Origin of the sequence: Flavobacterium macrobrachii (assembly GCF_014486675.1) — a bacterium.
GTDB classification, from domain to species: Bacteria; Bacteroidota; Bacteroidia; order Flavobacteriales; family Flavobacteriaceae; genus Flavobacterium; species Flavobacterium macrobrachii.
The window spans coordinates 1-9229 of the sequence record NZ_JACTAC010000094.1 but is presented as its reverse complement, the minus strand read 5'-3'; the positions used below and the strand labels follow the sequence as shown (position 1 = coordinate 9229).

Below are 9229 nucleotides of genomic sequence, written 5' to 3'. Positions count from 1 at the left end.
GTTAATATATAGCTATTTCTATCGAAATCAATTCATTGTAGCAAGCAAAAATTTAGAACTAGACTACAGAGGAAATACTATTGATACAACAACTAAAGCCAAAATTAAAATAGCAAACCTTAGTAATGGTGACAGAAAAATTGCCGCACCGCCATTAGTAGTAAACCGATTGATTAGTGCAAACGATACCTTTTTGTTTGTAAACTCTGATGTGAGAGGTAAATACGAGTCTACCACTATGTGGAAGCAAGCTACAGCAGTGGATGTTTACAATTTAGAAACTAAGGAATATCAATATAGTTTTTATGTCTACAACATAAATAACAAAAAACCTAACGGAATGTTTGCTACTTCCGCGCAAGTCTATTTTCTTTTTGACCAAGTGCTTATTGCTTATAAATTGGATAGTTCGGTAAGAAGAAAATAAAGTAAAATCAGGAATTAGACCGAACACCTGTAGAAAAAAGTAGGTCAAAATAGAAACTTAAATTTTATCATTATGAAAAATGTAAAATTGTTTTTATCGTTGGCGCTTTTTAGCGTTGCGGTAGCAGGAGCTTTTACTGCTTCTAAATCAAAAGCAGTTGTAACTACAGTACCGGGTTACATCAAACAAGGTCCTAACTGTGAACAAAAGAATGAATGTTCAGTTGAAACTACGTTAGCACTTTGTACAGAAACTAACACGGGAGGAGCTTATGTTTTTGGCATGGATTCCTCGCTTGATTGTACGGTTGAATTATGGAGAATCCATAACTAAAGTAATGCTAAAAAAAGACAGTTTCCAATACCGAAACTGTCTTTTTAATTATTTTGTCCCATTAACAATCCATTCTGGTGGAGGTAAATCTTTCAAATAGGTATCCAACCACTGTTCATAACGGTTTGAAAAATCCATTTGACTTTTTAGAGTAGTTAATCGGTGTCGATTTTCTGGATAAATCAATAAAACCTGTTTTTTTCCTAATCGTCTGAGTGCATTATAAAACGCTATACTCTGTGAATAATGAACTTGCTTGTCTTGTTCTCCTGTCCAAATTAACATAGGTACTTGTACTTTATTGGCAAACATTATCGGTGAATTTTTCAAATAATTAGACATTCCTTCATACAATGAAGTACTCATGCGCCATTGATCTTGTTCATATCTCCAAATTTCAGGACGTCCATTATTCCAACCAATTGAAAGATAGCTACTCAATAAATCTGCAACTCCTGCTCCTGAAATAACCGTTGCAAACAAAATAGATTGTGTTGCAATATAATTTACTTCATATCCACCAAAAGAATGTCCCATTAATCCAATTTTATCAGGCTGAACAACACCCATATCAATAACGGCTTTAGTCGCACTCTCAACACAATCTTTAGCACTTTCTCCTACCTGGTCTATTTCATAAGAAATATCAGGATAGAGAACAAAATACCCCTTTGCATTCAGCACACTACTATTTATTCCTCCTCCTGTATAAACACTAGGTTGCACAAAATGATGCAATTGATTGCTCAACTTTTCATAGATATAAACCAACATTGGATACTTTTTAGTTGCATCATAGTTAGCAGGATAAAACAACGCGCCTTGCAGTCTAACTCCTTTTGAATTGGTATAAGTAATAAGTCTTGATGAACCCCAATCAAACTGCTTATGCTGTGGATTACTTTTAAAAATCGAAATAGATTTTTTACTCTTTTTATCAATAGCAATTATTTGAGGAGGATTAGCGTAGTCTTCCATCTTGACATAAACAGTTTGACTATAGGGTGTATAAACTAACTCGGTTATTGCTTTATCTCTAAAGAGTAGTGATTGTTCCTTAACTTGCCAAAAGTAATAGCCCGATTTCTTATTCCATTTATCAGTAGCTTTAAGGCAAAACCCTTTTTCTAAATCGATGAGCGGATAAATTGTTGCGTCTAAATTGCTATTCTTTTTTAATTCTCCCAAAGCATGTGTCAATCGAAATACAATATTTTTTTCCCTTCCTTTAGTCAATCTTTTAGATTGCATAGTTGCTATATCAATCATCCAAACATCATATTCATCATATAGTATAATCGCTTCGTCATTTGCTGTCCAACCTGCAATATCGTACATTGGTTTTTCACCTGCTCGATCATTATTACTATCGTAAAGCGATTCTGTTATATTATTAGTTAACGGCTTATGAATATCTTTGGCTAAATCATATAGCTTCCAGTCGTTCTGTGACCGATATACTATATACTTTCCGCCATAGGAAGGTGAAACTTCATCAGAAATAGCAATTTGATTTTCTATAATTTTTCGAGTAGTTCCCGTTAAAAGTTCGGTAGCATAAAAATTCGTTTTACTATAAAAAGTAAATTGAGGATCATATCCTTTAACATCATAGGTTATTGCATATTGTTCGTCTCCAGTTAACATGACTTTGGTAGAGGCATTTTGAGTTATTGCTTTAACTATACCTTTTTTAAGCCACCATACAAAACAACGCAATGGCTTCTGATAAATTTCATTCATTATTTGACTATAAGTCCAAGAATCATTTCCATTCCATAACTGTACCACTGGTTTTTCAATGGGATTGGCTATTGCCTCTGTGGTATAAAAAAAGACACACTGGGCATCATCCGAAATGACTAAAGTGCTTTTTTTAAGAGCCATCAATTGGGTTAACTCATTTCTTTCTGGAATGGAGTTCACATCCAGTTCGAAAACCACTTTATCCGTTACACTGTATACGTAGAGGTTTTTATCGTTCCTATTATCTGTCTTGTTTTTATAAGTTTTTACAAAAGCAAATACCTCGCCTTTATCTTGCCAAACAATATTTTGAAAAGTTGATTCATTGGAATGCATTACTTCTTCTGCTTTTCTTTGGTTTTCATCTAACACGCAATAATATAAAGATGCTATATTTTCTTCAACAGTATAAACCATAGCAGTAGCGGTAGCATTCATATAGTAATCACTAACATTTTCAACTTGTTCAATTCGTTTCGACTTTAGATACTCTATTCGAAGTTGATTAGCATCATTCAAAATGATTAATGACATCCCATCATTTGAAAAATTAGCTTGTTTCACTCTTCCATAGGCAGTTCTTTTTCCTAACTTCAAATCAACTACTATTAGCTCTTTTTCGGGTAGCATACAAATAAAATGAGTGTCGTTGGCAAACTTGCCATCAGTACCTTTAGCAAAAGCATAAGTCTTAGTTGCTGATTTATTTTGTACTATCAAAGTATCATTACCACTTTCATAAGAAAGGGTGTAACTAACCCAATCACCCTTTTTAGACGTTGATTTTAGTTCTACTTTACTCCACAAATGATAAGCATCTCTGGTAAGTTGCTTTTTAGATGTAACCTGCCCTAATGCTGGGCAGGAAACTATTGTACAATATAAAAAGACAGCGATTAAAATTTTAATAACCTTCATTTTGAGGAGCAAGATTTGGATTGATTAATAGCTCTGACTCGGGAACAGGCCATGAAGAGTCTGTGTTATTCCAACCTGGTTTTACGATTGATAAAACAGCGTTTAGCTTTCCTGTCCTTTTTAAATCAAAAAAACGATGTCCCATTTCGGTGAATAACTCTACTCTTCGTTCTCGTAGTATAGCCTCTAAAATATCTTGCTGAGTTAAAGCATCTGTATTGGGTAAGCCCGCATTGTTTCGTATAAAGTTTAAATCTTCTTTAGCAGTAGTTAATTCGCCTTGTTGCGCTCGGGCTTCGGCTCGTATCAAATATTGCTCAGCTAATCGCAATACTACCGAATGCTCTGTAGTTGCACTACTACCCATACCTTGCTTGTACTTATAAGAGTGATGCCAAGTTGCATTGCCTGTAATAGTTCTAGTCCAATTGGTTTTACGAAGATCTCCTTGTTCAAAAGCAGCAAATAAAGCGGTGGTTAAAGAGGCGGTGGAAGGTGGTCCTGCATTAAAGACAAACAACAGTCCTTCTTGAGTATTTCCAACTGTTCCTGCTGCTGCAAACTGCCACAAGGTACTTGTACTTCCCTTTAAAAAAACTTTATTAAAATCAGGTTCCCAAACATACAACGAAGTTTCGTTCAAAACTGCCGACGCAGCATTACTAGCGGCTGCCCATTGGCTTGTATAAAGATAAAGTCGAGCCAAAAGCGCTTGCGCAACCCTCTTGTTAGGACGCGAACGCAAAGTGCCTACATAAGCCACTGGCAATAATGAAACCGCTTGTTCCAAATCGGCAATACAAAGAGCGTAAACTTCATTAATTGGTAATCTATGCAAGGACAAATTTTGCTCATAGTGAGTTGAAGTGACATAAGGACAAGCATTGTAAACACCTACCAAATATGAGTGAAGCAAAGCTCTAACAAACAAGGCTTCTCCAATCAATTGATTTTTTTGTTGCGCAGTTAATACCGTTGATGCATTTACTCCCTTAATTACTGCATTAGCAGCATAAATCTGGCTGTACGCTGAATTCCAATTGTCTCTAACAAAAATATGCGTACTAACTAGAGAATTGTTATAAAATGGAAAAGCACTAGTTTCAGAGGTTTGATAACTAATCAACTCATCGGTATATTGCCCCAATAAATGAGTTAAACCACTCGACTTGCCGGTAAGCAAACCACTGTCTCTCATTTTTGCATAAACATCTTTCATAGCAGCCGTTGCTGTCGTGTAATCCTTAAAAACAGCTTCGCTAGTCAATTGTGAATTAGGTTGTGCAACCTCAACAAACGAATCGCAAGAACCTACTAAAAGAAATAAAATACTACTAAAGATAGTAAGCAGTCTTTGTTTTATTATTAGTTTATTTTTCATACATGATTTTTTAAAATTTTATATCAGCGCCAAGACTAATTATCCTCAAGGGAGGTAAATAGTTAAAACTTCTAAACTCGGGATCGCCGTCCTTATAGTTAGTAAATGTCAATAGGTTTTGTGCTTGCACATTCAATCTGCATTCGAGCCCTTTCGAGCCTGTAGGAACATTGTAGGTAAGCGAAATGTTTTTTAAACGAATATAAGAGGCATCAGTTATCGCGGCATTACTATAGGCATAACGACCATAAGCATTAGCCGCCGCACTATTAGTACCAGAGGTATAAAGTTGAGTACTTACAACATCACCCGCTTGTTGCCAGCTTCCCAATACTGAGGTTGGTTGATTACTGAAAGCACCTGGAGTAGAATAATAGGAAGCTGCATTCCAGTTTTGTTGCTTAACAAATTGAAATAAAAAATCTAACTGTAGGCGTTTGTAACGTATTTGATTTTGTAATCCCCCAAAATACTCTGGGTTCAAATCTTTAGTTACTTGAGCATCGTCCGCAAAAGTTAGCATTCCATCACCGTTAAAATCCTTAAACTCATACACCCCTGTTTGAGGATTTACACCGGTTACTTGATACAACTTTTGAATGTTAATCGATTTTCCAATAACATATTGATTTCGATACGTACTGGTTTCTAGTCCAGGAAATTGAAGTAATTTATTTTTTGAAAAGGAAATATTAAAATTCGTAGTCCATCCAAAATCTTTATTTTGGAAAGGAACGGCTCTAAGACTTAATTCAATACCTCTATTTTCAATAGTAGCATCCAAATTACTCTGTATACTAGTAAAACCAGTTGTTGAAGGCAAAGGAATACCTACCAACTGATTGGAGGAACGGTTTTGATACCAACTCGCAGTAGCAAAAATACGATCGTTAAAAAAACCTAACTCAAGGGCAGCTTCCAGTTTTTTATTGGTTTCCCAACTAAAATTGGGATTAAATAAACGTATAGGTGCAAGTCCAACCCCTCCATCATAGAGTGCCGTAGAAGATTGATAAGTATCTAGATATTGATAATCGCCTATTTGGTCATTACCCGTTATACCATAACTCCCTCTTACTTTTCCAAAACTCAAAAACGAGAAATGGTCTTTAAAGAACGATGCCTCGGTAAAAATCCACGCCGCTCCTATAGCGCCAAAAGTAGCAAACTGTTTTCCTGAACCAAATCGACTAGAACCATCCCGACGACCAGTTATGTTTATAAAGTAGGTTGAATCCCAAGCCAAATTTAACCTTCCAAAAAAAGCCTGATAACGGTATAAAATATCATCATCGCTTAAAACCCTAACCAGAGCAGCTGATGCCATATTATACAACAAGCTATTACTAGTAAAATTAGAACCTTGTTGTAGCATACGGTTAGTGGCTGTATGTTGATACGTAGCACCTATCAATACCTCTATTTTTGCTTGGCTAGCTTTACCCATCCATTGTATTTGAGGTTCTACAATCCAAGATTGTCTGTTGGTAGTATTCACAAAAATGGAAGAATTTTGAGCCGTTGCGGCATAAATAGGATCAAAAACAGTGGAAGGATTACTCCTTGACTCTTCGTGTCGCAAATCAGTAAAACCAAAACTACCTTTAGCCGTAAAACCATAGGGCAACACATACGTAAATAGTGTATTGGCTATTACATTATTTGTTTTGGCTAATGCCTTTGCTCTTAAGGCAGCCAGTGGATTTTCCCAAGTGCTATTCTCCCAGTTCAATTCGCCATTTTCGTTATATAAAGCCGGTGCATTAGGAGCCAAGTTCCTGCCTACACGGGTTAAATCACGAGAAGGCTGGTCGTTATCTTGTATGTCATAACTACCCGAAAAAGAAACTTTGAAACGTTTGTCAATAGATTCATGATCAAGCTGTGCATGTACTCCTCCTTTTTTATAAACAAAATTTCCGGGGAAAACAGTTCCTTGTTGAAAGGTAGTACCACTAATTAAAAAATGAGTTTGAGCAGAACCACCTGATACAGATGCCTGCATTGAGGTTATTTGAGCGGTTCTACCTGTCAATTCTTTTTGCCAATCAGTATAGCGGTTACGATCCCATGTGCCATTGATATCATAAGCTGTGGCGGGATAAGTAGCTATATTATCATTTGCAAAAGCCTGTTCTCTCATGGTAATATACTGTTCTGTATTCAATAAGTCCATAGTACTGATTACTTGTCCAAACGCAGTGCTAGAACTAACTGCAAACTGTGTTTTTCCAGTCTTTCCTCTTTTAGTGGTTATCAAAACAACGCCATTAGCACCACGAGAACCATATATAGCTGTGGCATCAGCATCTTTTAGTACCTCTATACTTTCAATATCACTTGGCGTTAAGGTGTTGAGCGGACTTGTTGCCGTTGGTAGATTGGTCGAGGTTTGCGTATTCCCAATAGCATCCGAGGCAAAAGGCACACCATCTACTATAAAAAGAGGAGCATTACCCACAGCTCTCAAACTATTTAATCCCCTGATGCGGATGTCAAAACCACCACCTGGCATACCTGTATTTTGAATAACATCAACTCCTGCCATGCGGCCTTGCATGGTTGCCAGTACATTGGTTACCGGTTGGGTTTCGATATCCTTTGCGGTGATGCGGGCAATACTGCCTGTACGTTCTTTGTCTTTGACGGAATAGTAACCCGCATTTACAACAACTTCTTTTAAGGCGGTAGCGTCTTCTTGAAGTTGTACTTTAATTGTATTTTGATTGTTGACTGTTATTTCTACTGTTTTGTAGCCCATGAAGGAAAATACAAGGGTATCGCCTACAGCGGCTGTGATTGAAAAATAACCGTTTTGGTCGGTTAGTGTACCCGAAGTTTTGCCTTTTACGGTAACGGTTACCGCGGGTAGTGGACCAGCAGCATCGCTAATGGTACCGGTAATTTGTTGTTGTGTTTGTTGCCTCGAGGAGAGAGGACTTGCCCAAGTGGTTGTACAAAACAGTAACACTAGTACCGCTAGTGAAAAGTTTATTGTACCACTTTTTAGGATAAATGAAAATTTATTCATAAAATAGGTTTAGTTAAATGAAACATTAGTTTTGTTTGTCTTGTCCTCTAGTGAAGTTTGCCGACCTGCTAGAGGGCTTTTTTTTTGAAGTTTAGGACTGTTTGTTTTGCATAGGCGTTATCTTTAAAGGTTACACTGCTTGTTTTTGTATTTCTTATCGCCTTACGGACGCCAACTAACTAAACCCAATTAGTTAGACGCCCGCAGGCAGGAATAAGAATGACTAGATGGTACGATCCTTTTTAAAATGAAGTTTGCTTGGAATAGTAAGGAGAGTTTCTAGCCTACGCGAGAAAGCATAAAAAAAGCGTGGAACTCAACTTAAACGCTCCAAGGTACTGGTATACCTGCACACGAATAAGTGAGCCCACGCCATAGGACGTGAGCATCATACTTATCATCTCGCGTGCTAAAAATTACCAGTTTTTGGAACGAGATTCAAAGCGAATGCTTCAATGCTTTTTGAAGAATCGCAAATTTACATCTTAAGATGCAATTGAAAAACAAATATATTAAACTTTTTTAAATAGTGGGATATATCCCAATAATATTTTTACCCAAATGATGCAACTTGCTTATAAATCAAGTAAACATGGATATTAGTAAGGATTTGCAGAAGCAAATAGGTGATAAATTAGCAGAATTGAGAATTAAAAATAAACAAACTCAACACGATATAGAGTATCTAACTGGAATCGATTCAGGAGAGGTGAGCAAATATGAGCAAGGTAAAAGAAATTTGACTATAAAAACATTAGCTAAATTTGCATTGGCACTTAATGTACACCCAAAAGATTTATTTAATTTTAAATTCGATATCCAGAAATACAAAGTAGATAATTAACAAAAAACAAAAACCCAATAGCTTGATTGCTCAGGGGCTATTGGGAATAATATAGTGCAAATATAAAAACATTTAGATATAAAAGCAAATAAAAAATGAAATATGTTGATTTTGAGAACATAATGTCTAGTTCTAGAATGAGCCGATACCTCGCTGCAACAGGTAATGATTCTCGAAAAGCAATGACATTATATCGAAAAAATCTAAAACTCTCACAAGAGATGTTTACCATTATAAGCTGTTTTGAAGTTGCTTTAAGAAATAAAATAAACGACCAATATGTTGCTCAACATGGTAGTGATTGGCTTCGAGATAGTAGTGTTACAGGTGGATTTTTTGACACTCCTCGATGTGTCAAAACAAATAGGCTTATACAGAAATCTTTAAGCAAATTACCTTATTATAGTCATAATAAACTTTTAGCTTCTTTTGATTTCGGATTTTGGAGGTATTTTTATGCTCAACCACAATTTTTGGCTGGCGGTCAAACTTTACTAAGAATATTCCCTTCTAAACCTACAAGTACTCCTGCCATACAATATAATCATA

At 36.2% G+C, this 9229-nt stretch carries 6 protein-coding genes and 1 pseudogene; 4 read left to right on the top strand and 3 right to left on the bottom strand.

Translation table 11 applies throughout. The annotated features are described in order from the left end of the window. Positions 1 to 427: pseudogene (locus IAI56_RS14450) on the top strand (MauE/DoxX family redox-associated membrane protein); the annotation flags it as partial. Between the two features lie 72 nt (positions 428 to 499). Then, the gene (locus IAI56_RS14445; RefSeq protein WP_187658539.1) at positions 500 to 760 is read left to right on the top strand and encodes a DUF6520 family protein; all 261 of its coding nucleotides are present in this window, start codon (positions 500 to 502) and stop codon (positions 758 to 760) included. Positions 761 to 808: 48 nt separating this feature from the next. Here IAI56_RS14445 and IAI56_RS14440 read toward each other — a convergent pair whose 3' ends face one another. Genes IAI56_RS14440 through IAI56_RS14430 form a run of 3 tightly spaced genes read right to left on the bottom strand, consistent with a single transcriptional unit; the run spans position 809 to position 7776 of the window. Beyond that, positions 809 to 3424 carry an alpha/beta hydrolase family protein gene (locus IAI56_RS14440; protein WP_187658538.1) on the bottom strand — a complete coding sequence of 872 codons (2616 nt, stop codon included), beginning with the start codon at positions 3422 to 3424 and terminating at the stop codon, positions 809 to 811. After that, positions 3411 to 4805, bottom strand: a complete 1395-nt coding sequence (locus tag IAI56_RS14435; RefSeq protein ID WP_187658537.1) for a RagB/SusD family nutrient uptake outer membrane protein — start codon at positions 4803 to 4805, stop codon at positions 3411 to 3413. The genes IAI56_RS14440 and IAI56_RS14435 overlap by 14 nt, the downstream gene beginning before the upstream one ends. A 10-nt stretch (positions 4806 to 4815) precedes the next feature. Next, complete coding sequence (locus IAI56_RS14430) at positions 4816 to 7776, bottom strand: SusC/RagA family TonB-linked outer membrane protein (RefSeq protein ID WP_317192421.1); 2961 nt, start codon at positions 7774 to 7776, stop codon at positions 4816 to 4818. Positions 7777 to 8428: 652 nt separating this feature from the next. Here IAI56_RS14430 and IAI56_RS14425 point away from each other — a divergent pair. Both IAI56_RS14425 and IAI56_RS14420 read left to right on the top strand, forming a co-directional pair. Continuing rightward, complete coding sequence (locus IAI56_RS14425; RefSeq protein WP_187658535.1) at positions 8429 to 8680, top strand: helix-turn-helix domain-containing protein; 252 nt, start codon at positions 8429 to 8431, stop codon at positions 8678 to 8680. Positions 8681 to 8817: 137 nt separating this feature from the next. Further along, on the top strand, positions 8818 to 9229 hold a 412-nt coding region (locus IAI56_RS14420), incomplete at its 3' end, for an Abi family protein (protein ID WP_187658534.1).